The 25864-nt window shown below is 71.0% G+C and carries 26 protein-coding genes; 19 read left to right on the top strand and 7 right to left on the bottom strand.

Annotation, left to right across the window (positions count from 1 at the left end; translation table 11 throughout):
* The first annotated feature begins 62 nt into the window (after positions 1-62).
* From JW613_RS25225 to JW613_RS25200, 6 genes are all read left to right on the top strand, one after another.
* Positions 63-719 carry a histidine phosphatase family protein gene (locus tag JW613_RS25225; protein WP_245226274.1) on the top strand — a complete coding sequence of 219 codons (657 nt, stop codon included), beginning with the start codon at positions 63-65 and terminating at the stop codon, positions 717-719.
* Between the two features lie 93 nt (positions 720-812).
* Positions 813-1415, top strand: coding sequence for a TlpA family protein disulfide reductase (locus JW613_RS25220; RefSeq protein ID WP_099883370.1), 603 nt, complete (start codon positions 813-815; stop codon positions 1413-1415).
* Between the two features lie 7 nt (positions 1416-1422).
* Complete coding sequence (locus JW613_RS25215; RefSeq protein ID WP_372447999.1) at positions 1423-2235, top strand: cytochrome c biogenesis CcdA family protein; 813 nt, start codon at positions 1423-1425, stop codon at positions 2233-2235.
* A 3-nt stretch (positions 2236-2238) separates the two neighbouring features.
* Positions 2239-4071 (top strand): cytochrome c biogenesis protein ResB, encoded by a 1833-nt coding sequence (gene resB / locus JW613_RS25210; RefSeq protein WP_209213195.1) that lies wholly within the window; start codon positions 2239-2241, stop codon positions 4069-4071.
* Positions 4068-5186, top strand: a complete 1119-nt coding sequence (gene ccsB, locus JW613_RS25205) for a c-type cytochrome biogenesis protein CcsB (RefSeq protein WP_209213194.1) — start codon at positions 4068-4070, stop codon at positions 5184-5186. The genes resB and ccsB overlap by 4 nt, the downstream gene beginning before the upstream one ends.
* A gap of 40 nt (positions 5187-5226) precedes the next feature.
* Positions 5227-5808 carry an SRPBCC family protein gene (locus JW613_RS25200; protein WP_209213193.1) on the top strand — a complete coding sequence of 194 codons (582 nt, stop codon included), beginning with the start codon at positions 5227-5229 and terminating at the stop codon, positions 5806-5808.
* 54 nt (positions 5809-5862) lie between these two features.
* On the opposite strand, the gene JW613_RS25195 is transcribed toward JW613_RS25200, so the two are convergent.
* On the bottom strand, positions 5863-6279 hold the full coding sequence (locus JW613_RS25195) for a PLD nuclease N-terminal domain-containing protein (RefSeq protein WP_307866033.1): 417 nt from the start codon (positions 6277-6279) through the stop codon (positions 5863-5865).
* A gap of 146 nt (positions 6280-6425) precedes the next feature.
* Here JW613_RS25195 and JW613_RS25190 point away from each other — a divergent pair, with 146 nt between their 5' ends.
* From JW613_RS25190 to JW613_RS25180, 3 genes are read left to right on the top strand one after another with little or no spacing between them, the layout of a single operon-like run.
* Entirely contained in the window at positions 6426-7877 is a 1452-nt protein-coding gene (locus tag JW613_RS25190) for a menaquinone biosynthesis decarboxylase (RefSeq protein ID WP_209213192.1), read from the top strand.
* 49 nt (positions 7878-7926) lie between these two features.
* Positions 7927-8847 (top strand): menaquinone biosynthesis prenyltransferase MqnP, encoded by a 921-nt coding sequence (gene mqnP, locus JW613_RS25185; RefSeq protein ID WP_209213191.1) that lies wholly within the window; start codon positions 7927-7929, stop codon positions 8845-8847.
* Positions 8848-8895: 48 nt separating this feature from the next.
* Positions 8896-9471, top strand: a complete 576-nt coding sequence (locus tag JW613_RS25180) for a Uma2 family endonuclease (protein ID WP_245226237.1) — start codon at positions 8896-8898, stop codon at positions 9469-9471.
* A gap of 21 nt (positions 9472-9492) precedes the next feature.
* On the opposite strand, the gene JW613_RS25175 is transcribed toward JW613_RS25180, so the two are convergent.
* Together JW613_RS25175 and JW613_RS25170 are read right to left on the bottom strand one after the other, a co-directional pair.
* Complete coding sequence (locus JW613_RS25175) at positions 9493-10107, bottom strand: rhomboid family intramembrane serine protease (RefSeq protein ID WP_209213189.1); 615 nt, start codon at positions 10105-10107, stop codon at positions 9493-9495.
* Positions 10108-10262: 155 nt separating this feature from the next.
* Positions 10263-11435 carry a hypothetical protein gene (locus tag JW613_RS25170; RefSeq protein ID WP_209213188.1) on the bottom strand — a complete coding sequence of 391 codons (1173 nt, stop codon included), beginning with the start codon at positions 11433-11435 and terminating at the stop codon, positions 10263-10265.
* Between the two features lie 175 nt (positions 11436-11610).
* Between JW613_RS25170 and JW613_RS25165 the strand changes: the two genes are divergently transcribed.
* The 10 genes from JW613_RS25165 to JW613_RS25120 all read left to right on the top strand — a co-directional run bounded on the left by JW613_RS25165 (position 11611) and on the right by JW613_RS25120 (position 22244).
* A complete protein-coding gene (locus JW613_RS25165; protein WP_209213229.1) occupies positions 11611-12309 on the top strand; it encodes a UbiX family flavin prenyltransferase in 699 nt (232 codons plus the stop codon).
* A 42-nt stretch (positions 12310-12351) separates the two neighbouring features.
* The gene (locus JW613_RS25160) at positions 12352-12804 is read left to right on the top strand and encodes an Lrp/AsnC family transcriptional regulator (RefSeq protein ID WP_099883380.1); all 453 of its coding nucleotides are present in this window, start codon (positions 12352-12354) and stop codon (positions 12802-12804) included.
* A gap of 94 nt (positions 12805-12898) precedes the next feature.
* Positions 12899-13717 carry a hypothetical protein gene (locus JW613_RS25155; RefSeq protein ID WP_209213187.1) on the top strand — a complete coding sequence of 273 codons (819 nt, stop codon included), beginning with the start codon at positions 12899-12901 and terminating at the stop codon, positions 13715-13717.
* Positions 13718-13827: 110 nt separating this feature from the next.
* Positions 13828-14526, top strand: a complete 699-nt coding sequence (locus JW613_RS25150; protein WP_209213186.1) for a UdgX family uracil-DNA binding protein — start codon at positions 13828-13830, stop codon at positions 14524-14526.
* Positions 14527-14703: 177 nt separating this feature from the next.
* Positions 14704-15045, top strand: coding sequence for a DUF4229 domain-containing protein (locus JW613_RS25145; protein ID WP_209213185.1), 342 nt, complete (start codon positions 14704-14706; stop codon positions 15043-15045).
* Positions 15046-15488: 443 nt separating this feature from the next.
* Positions 15489-16883: a dicarboxylate/amino acid:cation symporter gene (locus JW613_RS25140; RefSeq protein ID WP_245226270.1), complete on the top strand. Its 1395-nt coding sequence runs from the start codon at positions 15489-15491 to the stop codon at positions 16881-16883.
* Between the two features lie 187 nt (positions 16884-17070).
* On the top strand, positions 17071-17724 hold the full coding sequence (locus tag JW613_RS25135) for a TetR/AcrR family transcriptional regulator (RefSeq protein WP_209213227.1): 654 nt from the start codon (positions 17071-17073) through the stop codon (positions 17722-17724).
* Positions 17725-18178: 454 nt separating this feature from the next.
* Positions 18179-20062 carry an AMP-dependent synthetase/ligase gene (locus JW613_RS25130; RefSeq protein WP_209213184.1) on the top strand — a complete coding sequence of 628 codons (1884 nt, stop codon included), beginning with the start codon at positions 18179-18181 and terminating at the stop codon, positions 20060-20062.
* A gap of 109 nt (positions 20063-20171) precedes the next feature.
* Positions 20172-21158 carry a hypothetical protein gene (locus JW613_RS25125; protein WP_209213183.1) on the top strand — a complete coding sequence of 329 codons (987 nt, stop codon included), beginning with the start codon at positions 20172-20174 and terminating at the stop codon, positions 21156-21158.
* A gap of 96 nt (positions 21159-21254) precedes the next feature.
* Positions 21255-22244, top strand: coding sequence for a zinc-binding dehydrogenase (locus tag JW613_RS25120; protein ID WP_209213182.1), 990 nt, complete (start codon positions 21255-21257; stop codon positions 22242-22244).
* A 74-nt stretch (positions 22245-22318) separates the two neighbouring features.
* Here the strand turns inward: JW613_RS25120 and JW613_RS25115 are convergent, their stop codons facing one another.
* From JW613_RS25115 to JW613_RS25100, 4 genes are all read right to left on the bottom strand, one after another.
* Positions 22319-23257, bottom strand: a complete 939-nt coding sequence (locus tag JW613_RS25115) for a TauD/TfdA dioxygenase family protein (RefSeq protein WP_209213181.1) — start codon at positions 23255-23257, stop codon at positions 22319-22321.
* A 209-nt stretch (positions 23258-23466) separates the two neighbouring features.
* Positions 23467-23925: a thioesterase family protein gene (locus tag JW613_RS25110; RefSeq protein ID WP_209213180.1), complete on the bottom strand. Its 459-nt coding sequence runs from the start codon at positions 23923-23925 to the stop codon at positions 23467-23469.
* Positions 23922-24884 carry a 3-hydroxyacyl-CoA dehydrogenase NAD-binding domain-containing protein gene (locus JW613_RS25105; RefSeq protein WP_209213179.1) on the bottom strand — a complete coding sequence of 321 codons (963 nt, stop codon included), beginning with the start codon at positions 24882-24884 and terminating at the stop codon, positions 23922-23924. The genes JW613_RS25110 and JW613_RS25105 overlap by 4 nt, the downstream gene beginning before the upstream one ends.
* Before the next feature lie 62 nt (positions 24885-24946).
* The gene (locus JW613_RS25100) at positions 24947-25837 is read right to left on the bottom strand and encodes a beta-keto acid cleavage family enzyme (RefSeq protein ID WP_209213178.1); all 891 of its coding nucleotides are present in this window, start codon (positions 25835-25837) and stop codon (positions 24947-24949) included.
* Positions 25838-25864 lie beyond the last annotated feature (27 nt).

Below are 25864 nucleotides of genomic sequence, written 5' to 3'. Positions count from 1 at the left end.
ACGGCGCGGCGTTCGACGGCGGGAGCGAGGCCGCCGACAAGACCGTCACCGTCGTCCATGTGATGCGGCACGGCGAGGTCCACAACCCCGAGGGCATCCTCTACGGGCGGCTGCCCGGGTACCACCTCTCCGACCTGGGCCGCCGGATGGCCGACCGGGTCGCCGAGCACCTGGACCGCCGCGACATCACCCATGTCGTGGCCTCCCCGCTGGAGCGCGCGCAGGAGACCGCGGCGCCCATCGCCAAGACACACGGCCTGGACGTCGGCACCGATCAGCGGCTGATCGAGGCCGGGAACGTCTTCCAGGGCAAGACCTTCGGCGTCGGCGACGGGGCACTGCGCAGCCCGGAGAACTGGCGCCATCTGCGCAACCCCTTCCGGCCCTCCTGGGGCGAGCCGTACATCGATCAGGTCGTACGGATGCGGGGTGCGATCGAGAGCGCCAAGGACGCGGCGCGCGGTCACGAGGCCGTCTGCGTCAGCCACCAGCTGCCCATCTGGATCCTGCGCAGCTTCGTCGAGCACCGCAGGCTGTGGCACGACCCGCGCCGGCGCCAGTGCACGCTCGCCTCGCTGACGAGCTTCACCTTCCTCGGCGACCGCATCGTCTCCGTCGGCTACACCGAGCCGGCCCGCGATCTGGTGCCCGCCCATCTGCGGGCCGGTGCCAAGCGCCAGAAGGGCGGCGGCGCCCAGAACCGGGCCGCCGGCGCCTGATCGCTCCCGCCCGGGGCCCCGCCGCGGGTGGGCGTCGGCAAGGGGGGAGGGGGGCGCGAAAGATCCCCGACGGGCGCATGCGAAACTTTTCACATGAGCCAGACCCGCGCCTCCCGCCGCCGCACCACCCTGCTGGCCGCCGGGGTCGCCGCCGGTGCGCTGCTGCTGTCCGGCTGCGGCGACGAGCAGACCGGTTCGTCCTCCGGCGACACCAAGTTCGTGCAGGGGACGGGCCAGATCACCAAGGTCGCCAAGGACGAGCGCACCTCGGTGCCGAATCTGACCGGCCCCTCGGTCGACGGGAAGAAGCTGAAGCTCTCCGACTACAAGGGCAAGGTCATCGTGCTGAACGTCTGGGGCTCGTGGTGCAGTCCCTGCCGTGCCGAGGCACCCAACCTCGCCAAGGTCGCCCGGGACACCAAGGACGAGGGTGTCCAGTTCCTCGGCATCAACACCCGAGACCTGGACAAGGCCAACGCCAAGGCGTTCGAGCGGAACTACGACATCGACTACCCGAGCTTCTACGACCCCAGTGGCAAGCTCATCCTCAAGTTCCCCAAGAACACCCTCTCCCCGCAGGCCATCCCCTCCACCCTGATCCTCGACAAGGACGGGAAGGTCGCGGTGCGGGCCCTGAAGGAACTGAGCGAGAAGGAACTGCGCTCGGCGCTCGCCCCCCTGATCGACGCGAAGTGACCACCCCATGACCTTGCTCGCGGCCCCGCTGGCGACGGCCTCGCCGGCGACGATCCCGCTGGCGGCAGCCGGGATGAACGGCACCGTCCTCAACGGCGCGCTGCTGCTGGCCCTGCCCATCGCCCTCCTCGGCGGGCTGGTCTCCTTCTTCTCGCCGTGCGTGCTGCCGCTGGTCCCCGGCTACCTCTCCTACGTCACCGGCGTCAGCGGCACCGACCTGGCCGAGGCGCGGCGGGGACGGATGTTCCTGGGCGCCGGACTGTTCGTGCTCGGCTTCACCGCCGTCTTCGTCTCCGGCGGCGCCCTCTTCGGCGGCTTCGGCGCCACCCTCCAGGAGAACCGCGTCCTCATCTCCCGGGTGATGGGCGGCCTGACGATCCTGCTCGGACTCGCCTTCATGGGTGCGCTGGGGCCGCTGACCCGCTTCACCCAGCGGGAGCTGCGCATCCACAAGCGGCCGGCGATAGGGCTGGCCGGTGCGCCGATGCTCGGGGTGCTCTTCGGCATCGGCTGGACGCCCTGCATCGGGCCCACGCTCGCCGCCGTCCTGACGCTCTCCTCGAACCAGGCGAGCGCCGGGCGGGGCGCGCTGCTGACGGTGGCCTACTGTCTGGGCCTGGGCGTCCCGTTCGTCGTCGCCGCCGTCGCCTTCCGCCGTGCGCTGGGCGCCTTCGGCTGGGTGAAGCGGCACTACGCGTGGGTCATGCGGATCGGTGGCGGGATGCTCGTCGCCGTCGGTGTCCTGCTCGTCACAGGCATCTGGGACCGGATCGTCTACGAGATCACGGTCTGGTCGTCCGACTTCACGGTGGGGATCTGATCCATGAGCACGACCGGTAGCGGCAAGGGCGTCGCCGAGGCGGCAGCCGACCAGACCGGTGAGGCGACCGGGGCGGAGGAGCGTACGGCCGCCGCCGAGCGGGAGTCCGCCGGTGACCGGGCGGCCTCGGCCCAGCTGTCGACGGCTCCCACCGAGGAGCGGCTGAACGTTCCCTCGCTCGGCCCGCTGGGCTGGCTGCGCTGGTTCTGGCGACAGCTCACCTCGATGCGGGTGGCGCTGATCCTGCTCTTCCTGCTGTCGCTGGGGGCCATTCCCGGCTCGGTCATCCCGCAGACGCCCGTCGACGCGCTCAAGGTCGAGCGGTTCCGCGAGGAGCACACCACCCTCGCCCCGCTCTACGACAAGCTCCAGCTCTTCGACGTCTACACGTCGGTCTGGTTCTCGGCGATCTACATCCTGCTGTTCATCTCGCTGATCGGCTGCATCGTCCCGCGCACCTGGCAGTTCGTCGGCCAGCTGCGCGCCCGTCCGCCGCGCGCCCCGCGCCGGCTGGACCGGATGCCGGTCTACACGACCTGGCGCACCGAGGCGGAGCCGGACAAGGTGCTGGGGGCGGCCCGCTCGCTGCTGGGGCGCAGGCGGTTCCGTGCGCACCAGGACGGCAACGCCGTCGCCTCGGAGAAGGGGTATCTGCGCGAGGTCGGCAATCTGCTGTTCCACATCGCGCTGATCGTGCTGCTGCTGGCCTTCGCCTCGGGGCAGCTGTTCAAGTCCGAGGGCCGCAAGCTGATCGTGCAGGGCGACGGCTTCTCCAACGTCCTGACGCAGTACGACGACTTCCAGTCGGGTTCGCTGTTCAGCCCCGACATGCTCGACCCGTTCGCCTTCCGGCTGAAGAAGTTCCACGCCACCTACGAGGAGAGCGGCCCCAACAAGGGCACCCCGCGCGACTACCGCGCCGACATCGCCTACACCGAGGGCGCGAGCGGCAAGGAGAAGCACACCTCGATCAAGGTGAACCACCCGCTGCAGATCGGCTCCTCCAAGGTGTACCTGATCGCCAACGGCTATGCGCCCTCCGTCACCGTCAAGGACGGCAAGGGCAACATCGCCTACCGCGGCCCGGTGCCCTTCCTGCAGCAGGACAACAACCAGACCTCCAGCGGCGTGGTGAAGGTCACCGACTATGTGAACGCCAAGGGTCGCAAGGACCAGCTCGGTTTCCAGGGCTTCTTCGTCCCCGACTTCGAGCCGAACAGCGGCACCATGTTCTCCCAGTCGCCCAGCCTGAAGAACCCCACGATGTTCCTGACCGCCTACCACGGCAACCTGGGCGTCGACGGCGGGCCGGCCCAGAACGTGTATCAGCTGAACACCGAGAACATGACCAAGTTCAAGGACAAGGACGGCGACCCCTTCGCCAAGAAGCTCACTCCCGGCGACACCATGACCCTCCCGAACGGCGCCGGCAGCCTCACCTTCGACGGCGTCAAGAAGTGGGCCAACTTCCAGGTCTCCCACCAGGTGGGCAACGGCTGGGCGCTGGGCGGTGCCCTCACCGCCATCGCGGGGCTCGCGGGCTCGCTGTTCATCCAGCGCCGCAGGGTGTGGGTGCGGGCCTACGCGGCCGACGACGGGCGTACGGTCGTCGAGATGGCCGGGCTCGGCCGTAGCGAGTCGGCCCGCCTGCCCGACGAACTCGCCTCCCTGGCCACCGCCATGCAAGACGCGGCGCCCGTCGCGGCCGCGGACGCCGCGGAGCCTGCCGACGACGCGGAGTCCCCCGACGCCGCCGAGTCCCCCGACGCTGCGGAGTCCTCCGACCCTGCGGACACCGCCGATCCTGCTGATGCCCCCGAAGGAGCAGGCAAGTGAACCTCCTCGCAGCCGACCCCAACGAGCAGCTCGCCCAGATCAGCAACTATCTGATCTACTCGGCGATGGCCGTCTACGTACTGGCCTTCTTCGCCTACATCGCCGAATGGACGTTCGGCTCCCGCAGCAAGGTCGGCCGTACGGCCGCCGCGCTGACGAAGCAGCCCACGGCCGGGACCGCCGTTCCGGCCCAGGAGGGCGGCGCCGCCGTCCGTGCCGAGGCGAAGGGCGGCAGCACGGCGGTGCTGGAGAAGCCCGCCCCGCCGAAGATCGTCACCCGCTCCGGCAACGGTCGCCGCGGCGAGCTGCCCGACGGCCCCGGCGCGGCGGCTGGCGACGAGCAGGGCGACATGTACGGGCGGATCGCCGTCTCCCTCACGGTGCTGGCGTTCCTGCTGCACTTCGCCGGGGTGCTGACCCGCTCGCTGTCGGTGCAGCGTGCCCCCTGGGGCAACATGTACGAGTTCTCGACGGCCTTCTCGATGGTGGCCGTCGGCGCCTACCTGGGCTTCCTGCTGGCCAAGAAGAACGTCCGCTGGATCGGGCTGCCGCTGGTCACCACCGTCCTGCTGGACCTCGGCCTGGCCGTCACCGTCCTGTACACCGACAGCGACCAGCTCGTCCCCGCGCTCCACTCCTACTGGCTGTGGATCCACGTCTCGCTGGCCATCATCTGCGGCGCGCTGCTCTACCTCGGCTTCGTCGCCTCCGCGCTCTACCTGTTCCGCGACGCCTACGAGACGCATCTGCTGGCCGGCCGCAAGCCCGGGAAGCTGCGCTCCTCGATCATGGAGCGGCTGCCCTCGGCGAACTCGCTGGACAAGTTCGCCTACCGGATCAACGCGACCGTCTTCCCCTTCTGGACCTTCACCATCGTCGCGGGCGCCATCTGGGCGGGCGACGCCTGGGGTCGCTACTGGGGCTGGGACCCCAAGGAGGTCTGGTCGTTCATCACCTGGGTCGCCTACGCTTGCTACCTGCACGCGCGCGCCACAGCGGGCTGGAAGGGCCGTAAGGCGGCGTACCTCGCGCTTCTCGCCTTCGCCTGCTTCCTGTTCAACTACTACGGCGTCAACATCTTCTTCAACGGCAAGCACTCGTACGCGGGCGTCTGACACACCCGCCGATACCCGGGCGAGCGACGAAGGCGGAGCTATGAGCACCGAAAGCCGGCCGCGGGCCCTCTCCTACGACATCCCGCACGGCACCGCGCGCAGCAGCGCAGACGGTGCGGCGCACACGATCGGCTTCGAGCTGTCCTTCCCGCATCCGCTGGAGAGCGTCTGGGCGGCTGTCGCCACCCCCGCCGGGCTGCGGGGGTGGCTGGCCGCCGCCGATCCGTTCGAACCGGGCCCCGGTGGAGCTGTCACGCTGCGCTGGCTGAACCGCGGCCCGCGGGGAGCCCTGCGGGAGGGCGGCCCCGCCTCCGACGAGGGCTTCGCCACGCCCGGGAGGATCACCGCCTGGTCGCGGCGACGACTCGCCGAGTACACGGTCGACGGACGCGGCTCCTTCGGCTTCACCCTGCGCGGCACGCTCGACGACGACCGCACCCGGGTGCGCTTCCGCAACGACTTCACGGGGGACGTCGAAACGCTCCCGGCGGCCCTCGCCGACTGGCACCAGCACTTCGAACTGCTGGGCGAGGAACTGCGGGGCCGCCCGACGGACTGGTCCACCTGGACCCCGGCCCGCTTCGCGGAACTCCGCGCCGAGTACGCACTCTCTCCGAGCTGAGCTGCACCTGCCCCTGCCGCGAACTTCTGTCGCCGCAACGGCGGCACGCCCGGGTCAGCCCTCGTCGGCGTCCCGTCGATTGCGGAGCTCCTCATCAGGGCGGTCCGCGCGGGGCGGCTCCGCACGGGGCGGTTCCGCATCGGGCGGCTCCGCGCGGGGCGGCTCCGCCTCATCCGTCGGCCGGCCCCCCGCAGGGGACTCGCCCAGGGACTTGAGGAAGTCCGGGTTGTCGTCCGGTGCGACCCACCTGCGCTCATCGGCGCGCACCGCGCCGTACGGCGCGTTCCGGCGCGGGCGCCCCACCACCAACCAGGCGATGGGTCCCAGCAGAACCTGGCCGAACAGCAGGATGATGATGACCCACACCACCTTCGGCAGCTTGCGCACCTCGTTCTCCGGGGTGTTCAGGCAGTCGATGAAGGCGTAGATCCACAGGGCGAGGATCAGAAGAAAGGGCAAGAGCCTGATGATCACGCGGAACGCCCCCTGGGTGCGAGATGCCGCCGGACGGATGCGGGACGGGGGCCCGACTCGCGGGTCCCCACGGGGCCAGCGTAATGGTCCGGGACAAACCCCCGGCGCTCAGGCCGCGGACATCGGGGAGGATACTGAGGCGTATGGCATACGACGATCTCCGCTCGCTCCTGCGGGCCCTGGAGCGTGACCGCGATCTCGTACGGGTCAAGGCCGAGGTCGATCCCCGGCTGGAGGTCGGGGAAATCGTCGACCGGGTGAACAAGGCCGGTGGCCCCGCGCTGCTGTTCGAGAACGTCAAGGGCTCGGACCTGCCGCTGGCCATGAACGTCTTCGGCACCGACCGGCGCCTGCTCAAGGCGCTCGGCCTGGCCTCCTACGACGAGATCAGCGAGAAGATCGGCGGTCTGCTCAAGCCCGAGCTGCCGCAGGGCTTCGTCGGCTTCCGGGAGGCGTTCGGAAAGCTCGGCGCGATGACGCACGTACCGCCGAAGAAGGTGAAGGACGCGCCCGTCCAGGAGGTCGTCCAGCAGGGCGACGAGGTGGACCTGGACCGGCTGCCCGCGCTGTTCACCTGGCCCAAGGACGGCGGCTCGTTCTTCAACCTGGGCCTCACCCACACCAAGGACCCCGACACCGGCGTACGGAACCTGGGCCTCTACCGGCTCCAGCGGCACGACCGCCGCACCATCGGGATGCACTGGCAGATCCACAAGGACAGCCGCAACCACTACCAGGTCGCCGCCCGGCGCGGCGAGAAGCTGCCCGTCGCCATCGCCTTCGGCTGCCCGCCCGCCGTCACCTACGCGTCCACGGCCCCGCTGCCCGCCGACATCGACGAGTATCTGCTGGCGGGCTTCCTGCAGGGCAAGCGCGTCGAGATGGTCGACTGCAAGACGGTCCCGCTCCAGGTGCCCGCCGCGGCCGAGGTCGTACTGGAGGGCTGGCTGGAGCCGGGCGAGATGCGGCCGGAGGGCCCGTTCGGCGACCACACCGGCTTCTACACGCCGCAGGAGCCGTTCCCGGCGCTGACCATCGACTGTGTGACGACACGGAAGCGCCCGCTGCTGCAGTCCATCGTGGTGGGCCGGCCGCCGACCGAGGACGGGCCGCTGGGCCGGGCCACCGAGCGGTTCTTCCTGCCGCTGCTGAAGGTCGTCGTCCCCGACATCGTCGACTACCACCTGCCGGAGTCGGGCGGCTTCCACAACTGCGCGATCGTCGCCATCGACAAGCGGTACCCCAAGCATGCGCAGAAGGTCATGCACGCCATCTGGGGCGCGCACATGATGTCGCTGACCAAGCTCATCGTGATCGTGGACAAGGACTGCGATGTGCGGAACCTGCACGAGGTGTCCTGGCGGGCGCTGGGCAATGTGGACTACGCGCGTGACCTGACGGTGGTCGAGGGCCCCGTCGACCATCTCGACCACGCCTCCTACCAGCAGTTCTGGGGCGGCAAGGCGGGCATCGACGCCACCCGCAAGCTGCCCGAGGAGGGCTACACGCGCGACGGGGGCTGGCCGGAGATGGTCGAGTCGGACCCGCGGGTGGCCGAGCTGGTGAGCCGCCGCTGGAAGGAGTACGGCCTGTGAACCGCGGGTACCCCCGGCCGGAGGTCGAAAGAGGCGAACGGAGAGACGCGTGAGCAGCACAGCTGAGGGAGTGCTCGGGCCCGGTCCGGGCGCGGACATCGGCCGGGTGCGGGCCTTCCTCCGCCTGGTGGTCATCGAGCACTCGGTCTTCGCGCTGCCGTTCGCCTACATCGCCGCACTCACCGCGATGTACCGCGACAGCCGCAGCGTGCACTGGTGGCAGCTGTTCCTGGTGACCGTCGCCATGGTGGGCATGCGGACGTTCGCGATGGCCGCCAACCGGATCATCGACCGCGAGATCGACGCCCGTAACCCGCGCACCGCCGGGCGCGAGCTGGTCACCGGCGCGGTGTCCGTCCGCACGGCCTGGACGGGTGCCGTCGTCGCCCTCGTGGTCTTTGTGGGCGCCGCGGCCCTGCTCAATCCGCTGTGCCTCGCCCTGGCGCCGCTCGCCGTCCTCCCGATGGTCGTCTACCCGTACGGGAAGCGGTTCACCAACTACCCGCACGCCATCCTGGGGCTGGCCCAGGCCATCGGGCCCACCGGCGCCTGGATCGCCGTCACCGGCGCCTGGTCGTGGCACGCCGTGCTCCTCGGGCTGGCCGTGGGCATCTGGATCGGCGGCTTCGACCTGATCTACGCCTGCCAGGACGTGACGGCCGACCGCGCCAACGGGGTCAAGTCGGTGCCCGCCCGCTTCGGCACCGCGGCGGCCATCCACGCCACCCGCGCCGCCCATCTGGTCACCACGGGCCTGCTGCTCGCCTTCGGCCTGGTCACCGACGCGGGCGTCTTCTACTGGCTCGGCCTGCTGATCGTCGCGGTCGCCTTCGTCTACGAGCACACCATCGTCCGCCCCCACGACCTCTCCCGCCTCAACCGCGCCTTCTTCCAGGTCAACAGCTTCATCGGGATTGCCCTGTTCGGGTGTGCCCTGCTCGATCTGGCGGTGCGCGGATTCAGCGTCTGAGTAGCCTGCCCCCTCTACCATCGGGAGCAGGGAAGGGAGAGCGCCGTGATGAGCTCGGAGACCGACCGCCTGCACTCGCAGCTCAGCCGTCTGGAAGACCGGTTCCCGGGCTACCGGACGGAAATCGTGGGGGGCAACATCATGATGAGTCCGGTCAGGCCGTTTCACGGCGAGACGATCTTCCAGATCCAGGCAGCGCTGAGGCAGCTCGGAGGCGAGTGGCGGCCGGTCTCGGACGTCACCTTCGTCTTCGGGGACGACGATGAGCTCTGCCCGGACCTCGCCCTCGTCCCGCGGGTCGAGGCCGACCGCAACCTCAGCGCCTACTCGCCCGACCTGATCGAATTGGCTGTCGAGGTCGTCTCGCCGAGCAGCGTGCGCCACGACTACGTCGTCAAGGACCGGCTGTACGCCCAGCGCGGGATCGCGCACTATCTGATCTTCGATCCGTACCAGGCCGAGTGCACGATGCTGTGGCACCCGGGGCCGGACGGTTACCGGGGCCGGGACGTCGTCCCGTACGGCAAGCCGGTCGAGGTCGCCCTGGAGATCGGCAGGGCGAAGATCGAGACGGACGAGCTGCCCATCGACCGGGAGACCCGCATCCAGCGCCGGGACATGTGACCCCCGGCGCCGGGAGCCGCGTCAGTGCCAGGCTGGTTTGCCCGCGTCCAGGCGGCGGGGTTCGGCGGTGAGGCGGGCGGCGAGGAGGCCGCCGATCAGCCCGAAGAGGTGGCCCTGCCAGGAGATGCCGGAGTCGGTGGGCAGGACGCCCCACAGGATGGAGCCGTAGAAGACGGCGACGACCGTGCCGAGGGCGACGTCGGTGATACGGCGGTCGACGAAACCGCGGGCCAGCAGATAGCCGAAGAGGCCGAAGATCAGGCCGGAGGCACCGGCGGTGTTGCTGTGCTCCGGGGCGATCAGCCAGACACCGAGTCCGCTGACCACGACGATGATCGCGGCGACGACGAGGAAGCGCCCCACCCCGCGCAGTGCCGCCAGAAAGCCGAGGACCAGCAGCGGCAGCGTATTGGCTATCAGATGTTCGAAGCCGAAGTGCATGAAGGCGCTGGGGATCACATCCACCAGCTCACCGACGCGGCGGGGCTGTATGCCGAAGGAGTCCAGCGCGTTGCCCGACGCCTGGTCCACGGCCTCCAGCACCCACAGCAGCGCCACCCAGCCGACGATCAGCTTCCCGGCCGCCAACGCCTTGGCGCCGCCCGTGCTGCCGGTGCCCCCTGAGCCCTTCGCCATGCTCGCCTCCCTCGCGAGAGCGTCCCTGGCAGGACATGCCTCGTCACGCTCTACAACGGCGCACGGTGCGCCGACGGTTCCCGTCACCCCGGAAAACCACAACCGCCGCCCCGGAGAACCGGCAGCCGGCGAACCGTCCTGGTCTCCAGGATGCCTCAGATGCCGCCCGTGCCCAGGGCGCCGTACATCACGGCGGCCATCAGGTCCTGCGGCTTCAGCTCCCGTGCGCCGTCGGGCGCCCGCACGGTGACGGCGTCGCCGCTGCCGAAGACCATCCGCAGCGGGAGGTCCACCTTCTCGGCCCGCTTGCCGCTGAGGAACTGCCCCAGGTCGACGGTGAGGCCCGTCAGCTGGCCGCGCCGGATCTGGAGGTCGGCGCTGACGGTTTTGTCGGGCACCGTCGCGGGGTCCAGCCGGGCGCCCAGGGCCTCCAGCGCCCGCGACAGGTCGGGGGCGGCCCTGCGTGCCGGCATGGAGACCGTCACATGCTCGGCGCCGCCGTACTCGCCCGCCTTGCGGAACCGGGCGTGCTCGCCCAGGGTCTTCTCCAGGCCCTCCAGGAACTCCCGCTCGGACTCCCCGTTGAGCGCGCGGCCGGCCGCCGTCGCCCGGCTCAGGCGCTTGCTGGTCTCGTCGCTCTGCTCGGAGCCGCCCGGGCCCGCGGCTCCGCGGTCGTGCCGGCCGAACTCGCCCTTCTTCGCGCCCCTCTTCTCCTCGGCGGCGATCTGCTGCGCGGCCCGTGCGAAGTCGTCGAACGCCTCCGGGTCGATCTCCACCCACTTGCCCTTGAGCGCGTCCTTGGCCGAACCGAGCGAGGTGGGCAGGTCCTTGGCGAGGGCGACGATGGTGCGGGCGCGCTGTCGGTCCGCCGCCGAGCCGCCCGTCTGCGCGACGAGGGAGCGCAGGTTCATCCGGACGTAGAGCTTCTCCTCCACCGACTTGGCCGCCAGCACGTCCCTGCCGCCGAAGTTGAGGGCCGTCGCGAACCGGAGGCGTTCGGAGCGGCTGAGCTCCTTGAGGGGGGTCTCCTCCCGGTCAGAGCCGACGGCGAAGGTGAGTTCGCCCCGGGTCAGCAGCCGGGCCGCCTGGCGGGTCGAGGAGTCGTCCTCGGCACCCGCGGCACGCAGGAACTTCTCGGCCTCGGCCCTGTTGCCGTCCACGGAGACCAGCACGGAGGCCGCAGGCTGCTCGCCCAGCTTCTCGAAGGCGTGCTTGACCTTGAGTCCCGTGGTCACCTTCTCGGCGAGTGAGCAGCCGGTGACGGCGACGGCCAGTACGGTCACGCACGTTGCTGCCGCGGCGGTGTGGCTGGGGCGGGAGACACGCATGCCTCAGAGCGTACGCGTCCTCGCGCGCACGGACGTACGCATCGTTCCGGTGCGCGGACGAACCGGCCGGGCGGCAGCGCGCACGGCCAGGGACGTGGCCGGTCCCGGCGAGCGGCGCGAGGGTGCGTGCGGCGGCGGTGCGCGGCCGGGACGTAGGGTCGGCGGTGTGAGTGACATGGGACGGGTCCCCTGGGTCGTGGGGGTTTCCGGGGCGTCGGGTACGCCCTATGCGGCAGCGGTCCTCCGTGGGCTGCTGGACGCGGGCGAGGATGTGGACCTCATCGTGAGCCGGGCGTCCCGGCTGACGATCCTGGACGAGACCGGTCATCCCTTCCGCGACGCCCACGCGGAGGAGGACCTGCGCCGCTGGCTGGCCCGCGGCGCGGACGGCAGCCCGGACGCGTTCGATGCGGACCCGGCCCGGGTGCGGCACTGGTCGCCTGGCGATCTGGCGGCGGGACCGTCGTCCGGCTCGTACCCGGTCAAGGGCATGCTGGTGGTTCCGGCGAGTACGGCGTGCGTGGCCGGGGTGGCGCTGGGGCTGTCGAAGGACCTGCTGCAGCGCGCGGCCGGTGTGACGCTCAAGGAGCGCCGCCCGCTCGTCGTCGCGGTACGCGAGACCCCGCTCAACGGCCAGACGCTGCGGCACCTGGTGACGCTGGACGAGGCCGGTGCCGTCGTGCTCCCCGCCTCGCCCGCCTTCTACGCGGGTGCCCGGCACATCCAGGACCTGGTCGACTTCGTGGCCGGTCGGGTGCTGGACGCGGCCGGGGTGCCGCACGAGCTGTACCGGCGGTGGGAGGGGGAGCTCGGGCGCGACAGCAGTCGGGGAGCGGGAGGTACGGGGCGGGGCGGTACCGGGCCGATGCCTTAGATTCGTTCCCCGGACTTCTATGTACAGGAGGCAGCGGCATCCATGGACGCGGTGGACAGGCAGCTCATCCAGGCGCTGCGGGAGAACGGCAGAGCGTCCTACGCCGAACTGGGGCGGCTGGTGGGCCTGTCGGGCCCCAGCGTCACCGACCGGATCAACCGGCTGGAGGCCGCCGGGGTGATCACCGGCTACCGCGCGACCGTCGACGCGCCCTCCCTCGGCCTGGGGGTGACGGCGCTGATCGGCATCCAGCTCTCCGACGCCACCGACCACGAGGAGGTGGCCACCCGGCTGCGTGACCTGCAGGAGGTCGAGGACTGCTGGTTCATCGCCGGTGACGACTCGTACATGCTCAAGGTGCGCGCCGGTGACGTGGACGATCTGGAGCGCACCATCCGCCGGCTGTCGGGCACCAAGGGCGTCTCGCGGACGCGGACGACGATCGTGCTGTCGACCAAGTGGGAGAACAGGGTCGGGGAGCTGCCCGAGGAATAGCCGCGGGCGGGGCCTGGCGTAGTGTCGGGCGCGGGGATCAGGACGGACGACGGCACGACGGATGACGGACCGAGGCAGGCAGGTGGCGCGAGGAATGGACGCGGCGGACATCGAGCGGAAGGTCCGCTCCGGCGAGCGGCTGAGCCGCGAGGACGGTATCGCCCTGTACGACTGCGACGACCTGGCCTGGCTCGGCGGCCTCGCACACGAGGTGCGCGGCCGGCGCAGCGGCGACGTCGCCCACTTCGCCGCCCGCTGCCCGCAGGATGTGACGGACTTGCAAGAGGCGGTGGCGCTCGCCCCCCGGTGGGCGGCCGACGGCGTCACCGAGCTGCGGCTGGACGTCGGCACGGAGGTGGACGGCAGCGCCCTCGCGGAGGGGGTGCGCGTGCTGCGGGCGGCGCTGCCCGAGGGGCTCGCGCTGACGGCGTACGCCCTGCGCTACGGCGGCGCGGGCGCCCCCGTAGACCCGGTGGCCCTCGTCGAGCAGCTGCTGCGGCTGCGCGAACTGCAGGACGCGGCGGGCGGGTTCCACGTCGCCGTACCGCTGCTGCAGGACGGGCCGCACGGCGCGACCGGGGCCGAGGTGCTCAAGGCGTTCGCCGTCGCCCGGCTGCTGCTGGACAACGTGCCGCACCTGGCGGCCGACTGGGCGCTGCACACCGAGCAGACCGCGCAGCTCGCGCTCCAGCACGGTGCGGACGAGCTGACCGGCCGCGTCGTGGGCGATGACGTGGACGACGGGAGCGCGGCGGAGCAGGTTGCCGGTGCGCTCACCCGCGAGGAATTGCTGGCGGCGATCCGCGACGCCGGTTTCCGGCCCGTCGAGCGGGACGCCCACTACGGCGCGGTGCGCAGCCACGAGGGGCCGGACCCGCAGCGGCGCGAGTCCCCCCAGCCCATGCGGGTCTGACGTGCTTCCCCGGCCTCGGGGCTGGGGAGTCCGGCCGTGCCGGCTGGAGAATGCGCAATCTGCTGCGAAGGCGCTGTTATGTCAGCTTTCCGCGGGGTACCGCGAGCCGTATGGCAGCGAAGGCGGCAAAGGGCGCTACGGACGGTGAGCGGCCCGAGGAGGCGTACGACGCGACGCCCTTTCTCCCCGAGGCGGAGCGGCGCACGAGCGGGAACGCCGGGCTCCGGGCGCTGCGGGAAGCGGCGTCCGGGTGCCGGGGCTGCCCGTTGCACGAGAACGCGACACAGACCGTTTTCGGCACCGGTGACGCGCACGCCCGGGTCTTCCTCGTCGGGGAGCAGCCGGGCGACCAGGAGGACCGGAAGGGAGCCCCGTTCGTCGGACCTGCGGGCCGGATGCTGGACCGGGCGCTGGACGAGGTCGGCATCGACCCGGCGCAGACGTACGTCACCAACGCCGTCAAGCACTTCAAGTGGGCGCACGAGGAAGGGCGCGGGAAGCGGCGTATCCACAAGCCGCCGACGCTGCGCGAGATGACGGCCTGCGGGCCGTGGCTCGCGGCCGAGCTCGCGCTGACCGAGCCCGAGGTGCTCGTGGTCCTGGGGGCGACGGCGGGCAAGGCGCTGTTCGGTTCGTCGTTCCGGGTCACCAAGGAGCGGGGTTCCTGCACGGAGCGTGAGGTGCACGGGCGGACCGAGCTGGTCGTTCCCACGATCCACCCCTCGGCGATCTTGCGGGCGGACGACCAGGATGAGGTCTACGGCGGGTTCCTCGCCGATCTGCGGGTCGCTGCGCGGGTGCTGGAGTAGGGGTGCACCCTTTGTGTCGCTGCAGCCTGCGGGGTGGTGCTCGGCTGGGCGCGCCCACGCGGCGGAGCCGCATATCAGACACGGCCCCGTGCCCCTTCGGGGTGCGCGTAGATCACTTTTGGGACTGTGCTTGACTGGTGAAGAACCGCGAAACGCCCGAATGCATGGAGAACTCCCGTGAGCAGCAGCACTTCGCACGCGACGCTCCGCTACACAGCCATGCGGATCGGTATCTTCGTCGGCTGCCTCGTCGTCGTCGGGCTGCTGACACACTTCGGCGTCGTGCCCGCCGGGGTGGGCAAGTCGAACCCGATCTGGGTGGTGCTCCTCGCGCTCATCATCTCGGCGCCGCTCAGCTATGTGCTGCTGCGCAAGCAGCGGGCCGCCATGGCGGAGCAGATCGCGGGCGGCGTGGGCCGGGCCAAGGCGCGGCTGGCGGCCAACCAGAGCCAGGAGGACGAGGTCCAGGCCCCCCAGGCCGCGAAGCCGCAGGCCGAACCGCGGACGGGCTCCGCCTGACCGGTCCCACCTGTACGACGGCCCCTGAGCGCATGCCGGGGCGCCCGCATACCGGGCCGAGGCCCGTGTAACCCTCGTCACACCGCCGTCGATGCCCCATCGGGAATGTGCTTTCCCCGGTGGGGCGTTGAGCTTTTCCGTAACTGTCCCCCAAAGGAGAACTTTGGGTAAGCCAAAGACGGAGTGTTAGCGTGACGGCCATGACGAACGCAGCCACCACTTCCGACGCGCATCCGGCCCGGCCGGGCCTGGCGCTCGTGGCGCGGCTGCATGTCGATCTCTGCCGCTGCATGTCGGCGACCTGTCGCTGACAGCGCGGCCGGACTACCCTCCGGCGCGACCGCATCGCCGCGCGGCCGCACGCTCCTGCGACCGCCTCGTTACGCGATCTCCTGCTCGCGACGTCCCTTCCCCCAAGAGTCCGCTTCCTGACGCCCCGGAGTCTGTCCGTGTCTTCGTCCTCGTCGTCCTCGCCTTCTTCGCCGTCCGCGGCCGCCGCCGTCGGCGGTGCCGCGCCCGACAAGCGGTCCCGCATACCCAAAGTGCCGTTCTGGGCGCAGATCCTGCTCGGTCTCGTCCTCGGTGTGGTCCTCGGCTGGGCCGCGCGCAACTGGGACGTGGCCTGGCTCGGCACCACCCTCACCAAGATCGGTGAGATCTTCGTCCAGCTGCTGAAGCTGGCCGTCGCACCGCTGGTGTTCTTCGCGATCACCATCTCCATCACCAACCTGCGCAATGTGCACAACGCGGCACGGCTCGCCACCAGGACCCTGCTGTGGTTCATGGCGACCTCGCTGATCGCGGTGGCGATCGGGCTGGTCATCGGCCTGCTGACCAACCCGGGCTCCGGCACCGGGCTGTCGGCGAAGGACGCGGCCAAGCCGGACACCCAGGGCTCCTGGCTGGACTTCCTCACCGGGATCATCCCGACCGACGTGATCACGCCGTTCACCGAGCTGAAGGTGTTGCAGATCGTCTTCATGGCGGTCGTCGTCGGTATCGCCGCGCTCAAGCTGGGCGAGAAGGCCGAACCCATCCTCAATCTGGGCGAGTCCGTACTGGCGCTGCTGCAGAAGGCGCTGTGGTGGATCATCCGGCTGGCCCCGATCGGCACCATCGGCCTGATCGGCACCGCGATCAAGGACTACGGCTGGGACCTGATCGGCAGCTACGCGACCTTCACCGCCGACATCTACATCGGCTGCGCCCTGGTCCTCTTCGGCGTCTACCCGCTGCTGCTCGGCACGGTCGCCAAGGTCAACCCGATCCAGTTCTTCAAGGGCGCCTGGCCCGCCATCCAGCTGGCGTTCGTCTCCCGCTCCTCGGTGGGCACCATGCCGCTGACCCAGAAGGTCACCGAGCGGCTCGGCGTGCCGAAGGAGTACGCGTCCTTCGCGGTGCCGTTCGGCTCGACGACGAAGATGGACGGCTGCGCCTCCATCTACCCGGCCATCGCGGCGATCTTCGTGGGCGAGTTCTTCCATGTGGACATGGGCATCAAGGAGTACCTGCTGATCGTCTTCGTCTCGGTCATCGGTTCGGCCGCCACCGCGGGCCTCACCGGCGCCACCGTGATGCTGACGCTCACCCTCTCCACGCTGGGCCTGCCGCTGGAAGGCGTCGGCCTGCTGCTGGCCATCGACCCGATCCTGGACATGATGCGTACGGCCACCAACGTGGCGGGCCAAGCGGTGATCCCGGTCCTCGTCTCGGCCAAGGAGAAGATCCTGGACCGCGAGGCGTTCGCCACCGCGCGCAGCTTCTCCATCGAGGAGGCCGACGACACCGCGGCGGAGCCGCGGGTGACCGCCCCCAGGGAACCGGCCACGGCGAGCTGACCTGAAGTTTTCCCTCCGTCCCGCGTCCCGCCTCGCGCCCCCGGCCCCGCTGCCGGGGGCGCGTACGCTTGCGGGGAGCCGGAGTCGGCGGGGGAACGGGGCGCTGTCCGAGTCGGCGTCACCGGACCGGCAAGGGGGTCACGGGGCACACGGGGCGAAGGGATGGAAGCGCGTGGGGCAGAAGCGCATGCCGCGCGAGGTGAGGGAGCGCCAGATGCTGGACGCCGCGGTGGCGGCGTTCGCGCGGCAGGGGTACCAGGCCGCGTCCATGGACGACATAGCCGAGGCGGCAGGTGTCTCCAAACCGCTGGTCTATCTGTATCTCAAGTCCAAGGAAGACCTGTTCATGGCCTGCGTCCGGCGGGAGGTCGGAGCACTGGTCGCGGCCGTACGGCAGGGCACGCGGGAGCGCGGGCTCCCCGCCGACCAGCAGCTGTGGAACGGTCTGACCGCGTTCTTCACCCACACGGCGGCCCGTCCGGACGGTGTGGCGGTGCTCTACCGCGCCCGTACGCAGGGCGAGCCCTTCGCCCGCGAGGTCGCCGCGATGCGGGTGGAGGTCGTCACGATCGTAACGACGCTGCTGGGACAGGCGGCGCAGGACGCGGGGTGCGACGGCGAACTGGCCGAACGGGAGGTCTCCGGCCTGGCGCACGCGCTCGTCGGTGCGGCCGAGTCGCTTGCCGAGTGGGCCAACTCCCGTACCGGCGAGCACATCGAAGCACCCTCGGCGAAGGAGACCGCGGCGACGCTGATGAACTTCTGCTGGGCGGGCCTGGAGAATCTGATGAAGGGCGCCCGGTGGGTGCCTGGCGTGGCACCGGCCCCGCACGGCCGGTGAGGTGCGGCTTCCCGGCGTCCGGGCCGCCCCGTAGGGCGACCGTCCACATGCCGTGTGCGAGGGCGCGGGGGAAGCCGCCGGCGGGCGGCGAGCGGCGGGGCAGGGGCGTGCGGTTGGGCGGGGGGTAACGCCTCGGATCCCGGGTCGTGGCCGCACAGTTGCGCGTAGCGGCGGACCCGCTCCTGGTCCGAAGCGGTGGGCGGGAGGGAGAACCGCTCCTGCGGCAGCCGGGCTCCGGTGTACGGGCCGCGTTCGAGCGGTGCGGTGACAGCGGCCTTGGCGAGGTGGCGGGCCGGTGTGTGCGTCCGATGAAGGTGGCGACCGGCCATTCCCCGAACTCCCTCGTCTCCCGTAGCTTTACCTCTCAGTAAGGTTACCGAAGCGAAGGTTACTGCCCCGTCAGGAGTTTGGCCCAGGCACAGCTCTCCGCACCTGTGATGAAGGAGCCATCACCATGCAACCGGTGCAACTGGTCGAGCCGCACAAGAAGGTGGAGGACGGCAGGGTCCGCGAGGTCTCCGTCCCGCCGCTGGCGCCCCGGGTGACCGCCGGCTCGCTCGCCGACATCCCCTTCACCAACGCCGCCGAGGCCCCTGGCGAACCGGTCCTCGGCCGCAAGGGACGGGACGGCGCCTGGTGGGACATGGCGGCCCGCGACTTCGCCGCCGAGGTCCAGGCGATGGCCAAGGGCCTGATCGCGCTGGGGCTGCAGCCGGGGGACCGGCTGGCCATCATGGCCCGTACGACCTACGAGTGGACCCTCACCGACTTCGCCGCCTGGGCGGCGGGCCTGGTCACGGTGCCGGTCTACCCCACCTCGTCGGCCTCGCAGGCCCGGCACATCCTGCAGGACTCCCTGACCCGGGCCTGCTTCGTGGAGGACGTCGAACAGACCCGGATGCTCAGCGCCGAGCGGGGCAACCTGCCGGCGCTGGAGCATCTGTGGCAGTTCACCGCGGGCGCGGTGGGCCATGTGGTGGACGCGGGGCGGGAGATACCCGACGCGCTGGTCACGGAGCGCCGTGCACAGCTGGGTCCGCGGAACATCGCGACGCTCATCTACACCTCGGGCACCACCGGCCCGCCCAAGGGCTGCGTCCTCACCCACGGCAACTTCTTCGCCGAGGTCGACAACGCGATCGAGCTGCTGCACCCGGTCTTCAGAGCCGAACACTCCGAGCCCGCCTCGACGCTGCTGTTCCTGCCGCTGTCGCACGTGTTCGGCCGGATGGTGGCCATCGGCTGTCTGCGGGCCCGGGTCCGGCTCGCGCACGCGCCGAGCATCAGGACCGAGGACCTGCTCCCCGATCTGGCGGGCTTCGCGCCGACGTTCCTGCTGGGGATTCCGTACGTGCTGGAAAAGATCTACAACACCGGCCGGGCGAGGGCCGAGCAGATGGGCCGCGCCTCGTCCTTCGACCGGGGCGCCCGTATCGCGCAGCGGTACGGAGAGGCCGTCGAGGCGCAGGAGCACGGTTTCGGCAGCGGCCCGGGGTTCGGGCTGCGTGCCGCGCGCGGCCTCTACGACGCGCTCATCTACCGGCGGATCCGGGCGGCGCTCGGCGGGCGCTGCCGCTATGTGATCTGCGGCGGCTCCCCGCTGGGGCACCGGCTCGCGGCGTTCTTCGAGGGGGCGGGGGTCACGGTGTTCGAGGGCTACGGCCTCACCGAGACCACCGCGGCGACCACCGCCACCCCACCCCTCAAACCGCGCCTGGGCACGGTCGGCTGGCCGGTGCCGGGCACGGCGGTGCGGATCGCCGACGACGGCGAGGTGCTGATCAAGGGCGAACACGTCTTCGCCGGTTACTGGGACGCCCGTACCGGGAGCGTGACCCCGCACCGGGACGCGGAGGGGTGGATGCCCACCGGGGACCTGGGCGCGCTCGACTCGGAGGGGTATCTGAGCATCACCGGGCGCAAGAAGGACATCATCATCACCTCCGCGGGAAAGAACCTGGCGCCGGCCCCGCTGGAGGACTGGCTGCGGGCGCATCCGCTGGTCAGCCAGTGCCTGGTGATCGGTGACAACCGGCCGTACGTGACGGCGCTGGTGACGCTGGAGCCGGACGGGCTCGCGCACTGGCAGCGGATGCACAAGAAGCAGCATCTGAGCGCGGCCGAGCTGGTCGTCGACGGCGATCTGCTGCGCAGTCTCCAGCAGGCCGTGGACGAGGCCAACTCGCTGGTGTCGCGGGCCGAGTCGATCCGGCGATTCGCCGTGCTGCAGCGCGACTTCAGCGAGGAGGACGGACATCTGACGCCGTCGATGAAGCTGCGACGTGCAGCGATCGTGCGGGACTTCGCCGCGGAGATCGACAAGCTCTACGTGCGCTGAGCGGATATCCCGAGAGTCATCCTCTGGCCAACGGCGGTACCGTGACCTCAGCGCAGGCAGAGCACGGTCGGGGGACGGGGAACTCCTCCCTCGCCGGGAGGGACACGGGATGACGACACCCCCGCAGCCACCGAACCAGCCCCCGGGCCACCCTCCGGGCGGCGGTGGTTTCGGCCCCCCGTCCGGGGGTGGCTTCGGCGAGCCGCAGAACGGCGGTTTCGGCGGGCCGCCGGGCGGCGGTTACGGGCAGCCACCGGCCGGGCCCGGAGCACCGGTCGGCCCTGGAGCACCGGTCGGCCCCGGAGCACCGGGCGGGCCCGGAGCACCGTACGGCCCCGGTGGCTTCCCGGCCCCGTACGGCAGCCCGCCGCCCTCACCGAACCGCAGCAACAAGGTCGTCGGCATCGTGGTGGCCGCCGTCCTGGTCGTCGCCGTCGCGGTGGCGGGGACGTTGCTGGCCCTCTCGGGCGGTGACGACGACAAGAACGACTCCGCCGACAACAAGGCCTCCTCCGAGCAGTCCGGCTCGCCCTCCGACGAGTCCTCCGGCGAGCCCTCCGAGGAGCCTTCCGACGACGAGGAGCCGACGCCGAGCCCCAGCGAGTCGAGGACCACCTACAAGCTGAGCTTCCCCAAGACGCTGGAGGACGGCCGGTACCGGCTCCGCAAGGACCTCAGCGACTCGGTCAAGCCCGCACGGCCGGGCGAGACGGCCCATCTGGGCTCCTACTCCAACTCCTCCGACACCTCCCGCCTCCTCTACGGCGCGGCCACCGGCGAGGACTACGGAAACCCGGAGCTGTCCAAGAACCAGATGATGGACGGCATGGAGTCGGGCTCGGCCATGGAGGTGGCCGTCAAGCGCCGCGACATCACCCCGGCCGGTGGCGACCCGCTGACCTGCGAGGTGCTGGTCAAGTCGCAGGCCGGCCGGAAGCTGACGATCCCCGTCTGCGCCTGGAGCGACCCGGGCACCGCGGCCTACGTCGCCAAGGACAGCGCCGACACCTACTCGGTCGACCCGAAGAGCGTGGACCTTGAGGCCTGGGCGGAGCGCGTCAGCCGCATCCGCGACGAGGTGCGTACGCCCGCCTGACCGCCTCGCCCGCCCGAGTTGACCTCAACCTTTGTTCAAGTTGAAGACTGCTCTCGTGTCCAGCCGACGGTCGTCGGCGTGAGGAGAGTGGTTGCAATGCGTGGAATCCAGGTATCGCGCTTCGGCGGTCCCGAAGTGCTGGAGGTCGTCGAACTGCCCGACCCCGCCCCCGGCCCCGGGCAGGTGGTCATCGAGGTCGCCTACGCCGACGTGATCTTTTTGGAGACCCAGATCAGGCGGGACGGTGCCTTCTTCGACCCCGCGCTGCCGTATGTACCCGGCGGCGCGGTCGGCGGCCGGATCGACCTGCTGGGCGCGGACATCGGTGCCGCCTGGCGGGGAAGGCAGGTCGTCAGCAAGACCGCAGCGCCTGCCGCGGGCGGGTACGCGCAGCGCGCGCTCGCCCCGATCGAGACGGTCAGCGTCGTACCCGCGGGGCTCGACCTGGCCACGGCGACCGCGCTGGTGCACGACGGCCCCACCGCCGTACGGCTCTTCGACAACGCCGTCGGCGCAGGCAATCTGCGCCCCGGCGCCTGGGTGCTCGTCCTGGCGGCGGGCGGTGGGCTCGGCGCACTGCTGGTGCAGTTGGCCAAGGCCGCCGGCGCCCGGGTCGTCGCGGCTGCTCGCGGCGAACGGAAACTCGCCCTCGCCCAGCAGGAGCTGGGCGCCGACGCGGTGGTCGACTACGCGCGGCCCGACTGGCCGGACCGGGTGCGGGAGGCGGTCGGCGAAGCCGGCGTCCATGTGGTGTTCGACGGCGTGGGCGGCACCATCGGCAGCCGGGCCTTCGAGCTGGCCGCACGCGGAGCCCGCTTCTCCGCGCACGGGGCACCCTCCGGCGGCTTCGCGGAGGTCGACCCGGAGGCGGCCGAGGCCCGCGAGGTCACGCTGGCAGGTATCGAACAGGTCCAGCTGTCCCCGGCCGAGGCGAAGCCCCTGCTGGACCGCGCCCTGTCCGAGGCCGCGGCAGGCCGGCTGCGCCCGGTGGTCGGGCAGACCTTCCCGCTGGAGGACGCCGCCAAGGCGCACACCGCCATCGAGGCCCGCGAAGTGCTGGGCAAGACGCTGCTGACGGTGGGGTGAAACCCGCGCGGGGGACGGCTTCGCCCGCCCCTCCGGGGGAAGGGGGGCGGGCGAAGCGGCTTGAGGTCGGCGGTTCAGAAGGGCCTGTCGCCGACGATGGCCACCCGTTCGGCCACCCGCCGGTGCGGCGCGTAGTCGAACAGGGCGTAGTGCTGGGTGGCCCGGTTGTCCCAGAACGCGATGTCACCGGGCTGCCAGGCGAACCGCACCTGGTACTCCGGGACATGCGCCTGACGGACCAGCTCGGCCAGCAGCTGGTCGCTCTCCTCGCGCTCCATCCCCACGATGTGGGTGGTGAACGAGGTGTTCACGAACAGCATCTTGCGGCCCGTCTCCGGGTGCGTTCGCACCACCGGGTGCTCGACCGGCGGGAACTGCTCCTGCAGCTCGGCCAGCCGCTGGGCCGAGGTGAACCGTGCGAACCCGGGGATGAAGTCGTGCACCGCCGTCGCCCCGTCGATCCGCTCCCGCACATGGGACGGCAGATTGTCGTACGCGGCGGCCATGTCGGCCCACATGGTGTGCCCACCCAGCGGCGGCACCTCCCGCAGCTGCAGCACCGCACCCATCGCGGGCCGCTCACGGAAGGTGACGTCGGTGTGCCACACGTTCTCGTACGTGGGCCGCGTCGCGGCGCCCTTGTCGAAGCGGACGATCTCGTCGCTGGAGCCGCGCGCCAGCAGCGGGTTGGTCTCCAACTCGCCCCAGTGCCGCGCGAACGCGGCCTGCTGCTGCGGGGTGAGGTCGGCGCCGCGGAAGAAGAGGACCTTCCACTCCAGCAGCGCCCGGTTCAGCTCCGCACGCAGCGCGGGGCTCAGCGGCCGGGACAGATCGGCGCCCCGGATCTCCGCGCCGATGACGCGCGTCTGCGGCACGACCTCGATCAGCTCGTAGGGGCGCTCCTCCCAGCTCTCGGGGAAGGGCCGCAGAATACGCACGCCTTCGTACAGGCCGCCCTCCGGAACGCGGGCGTCACGAAGAGCGGCAGTCGTCTCAGGGATGGTGGTGCTCATGAAAGGTCCTCCAGCGGATCCGATCAACGGTGGACAATGCACCTACCGCGCCATGGCGCGGTGGCTCCGTCGCTCCCGCACGGGGAGCCGGCGTCACACCTAGAGACCGGATCGCTCGCACCCACGCCGCCACGGGACGCCGTGGCGTCCGAGCGGTGAGGTGGAGTGCGCGACCATGGGGCTCATTGTCGGATTCCCACCCTGAAACGTCAACATCGCCCAGGCCAGCCGACCGGCGCGATGGCCCGACCCGCCCACTCCGGTGCCTCCTCGACGAGGTCCGCGAGCCGCTGCTCCACCTCGTCGGGGAACGGCACGCTGCCTTCGGCCCCGACGTGCAGCGCGAACAGCTCGCTGGTGGCGACCACCTGCTCCTCGACGTTCATCTCGTGCACGAACCGGAGCTTCTTCCCGGCGACACCGAGAACACGGGTCCGCACCGCGAGCGGCGCTCCCTCCGGCACCTCACTCAGATACCGCACATGCGCCTCGACGGTGTACAGCGAACAGCCCGTGCGCTCCCGGTACGTGGGGCCCAGGCCCACAGCGTCCATCATCGCGTCGGTCGCGTGGCCGAAGACGAGGACGTAGAACGCCTCGCTCATATGGCCGTTGTAGTCGATCCACTCGGGGCGGACCGTCTGTTCGAAGGAAGGCAGCCGCGTCATCGGGCATCCCCACCCGGCAGCCGGCCGGTGGCCCGCAGCACGTCGATGACGCCCTGGTCCCGCTCGGCGACCAGTTCGGCGATGCTGCGCCCGTCGGCCGCCTCCTCGCACCCCGCGACCATCGCCTCCCGCAGGGCGGAGTCCAGCTCGGGAGCCTCCAGCCGGGTCCACGGAGACTTCAGGGACGGCCCGAAGTGGTCGAGCATATGACCCATTCCGCCTTCGCCGCCCGCCAGCGCGAACGTCAGGCACGGGCCCATGAACGCCCATCGCAGCCCCGGCCCCTCGGTGATCGAGTCGTCGATCTCCTTCACCGTCGCCTCTCCGTTGGCGACCATGTGCAGCGCCTCCCGCCACAGCGCCTCCTGCAACCGGTTGGCGATGAACCCGGGCAGCTCCCGTTCCATCGTGATCACCGACTTGCCCGCCACCTCGTAGAACCGCGACGCCCACTCGACGGCCCACTGCGCGGTGCTCCGCCCGCCGACCACCTCGACCAGCGGGATCAGATACGGCGGGTTGAACGGGTGCCCCACCAGCAGCCGCTGCGGGTCCGCGGCCTGCGTCTGCATGTCCGTCATCGGGTAGCCGGACGTGGACGAGGCGATGACGACATCCTTCGGCGTCGCCGCGTCCAGTTGTGCCAGCAGGTCCCGCTTGAGCTCCAGCTTCTCCGGCGCGCTCTCCTGGACGAACTGCGCCTGCGCACAGGCCTCTTCGAGGGCCGGCGCGACTGTGAGCCGCTCCGGCGACGCGCCTTCGGCCAACCCCAGCCGGGTGAGCGCCGGCCAGGCCGCGTCCACCAGGCGGCGCAGCTTCTCGGGGGCGTCCGGTGCGGGGTCCCACGCGGTGACGTCGTAACCGCGGGCCAGGAAATGGGCGACCCAGCCGCCGCCTATGACACCGGCGCCGACACAGGTGACCCGGCGCACCTCATCGGGAGGGAGTGCTGTTGTCATGGTGTGGGCTCCTTCGTGCTCGTGCTGTATCTCGGGGGACGGGGGACGGGGCGGGGTGGGGGTCACCGGGGCGCGAGTCCCAGCCGGGTGCGGGCCTCGGCGGGGGAGGCCACCGAGGCTCCCAGGGACTCGGTGATGGTCACGGCGCGCTCCACCAACTGCGCGTTCGTCGCCTTCACACCCCGGCTCAGATACAGGTTGTCCTCCAACCCCACCCGCACATTTCCGCCGAGCAGAATCGACTGCGCCACCCACGGCATCTGCATCCGCCCCAGCGCGAACGAGGCCCACTGCGCACCCGCCGGCAGGAAGTTGACCATCGACTGCAGCACACCCGGGTCCGCCGGGGCGCCCCACGGGATGCCCATGCACAGCTGGAAGAGGGTCGGCTCGTCCAGCAGCCCCTCGTCCCGCAGCTGCTTGGCGAACCACAGCTGCCCCGTGTCGAAGATCTCCAGCTCCGGCTTGACGCCGAGTTCCTGGATGCGCCGTGCCCCCTTGCGCAGCATCTCCGTCGTGGAGATGTACAGCTGGTCGCCGAAGTTGAGCGACCCGCAGTCCAGGGTGCAGATGTCGGGCAGCAGGTCCTCCACGTGCGGCAGCCGGTCGAGGCCGCCGACCAGGTCCGTACCCTCCAGTGCGCCCTTCTCCAGCGGCTGGTCCGCGTCGAGCACCAGATCGCCGCCCATGCCGGCGGTCAGATTGATGACGACGTCCGTACCGGTCTCCTTGATCCGCTCGACGACCTCGCGGTACAGCTTCCGGTCCCGCGAGGGGGCGCCGGTCTCGGGGTCGCGTACGTGGATGTGCACGACGGCGGCGCCCGCCTCGGCCGCCTCGACGGCCGATACGGCTATCTGCTCGGGGGTGACGGGCACATGCGGGCTGCGTCCGACGGTGTCACCGGCGCCGGTGAGGGCGGCGGTGATGATGACGTTCTCGTTCATGGGCATGGCGATACCTCCGGGAGGGGTGGGCGG

The sequence above is a fragment of the Streptomyces smyrnaeus genome, from assembly GCF_017676345.1.
GTDB classification, from domain to species: Bacteria; Actinomycetota; Actinomycetes; order Streptomycetales; family Streptomycetaceae; genus Streptomyces; species Streptomyces smyrnaeus.
This window is presented reverse-complemented; position numbering and strand designations above follow the sequence as displayed.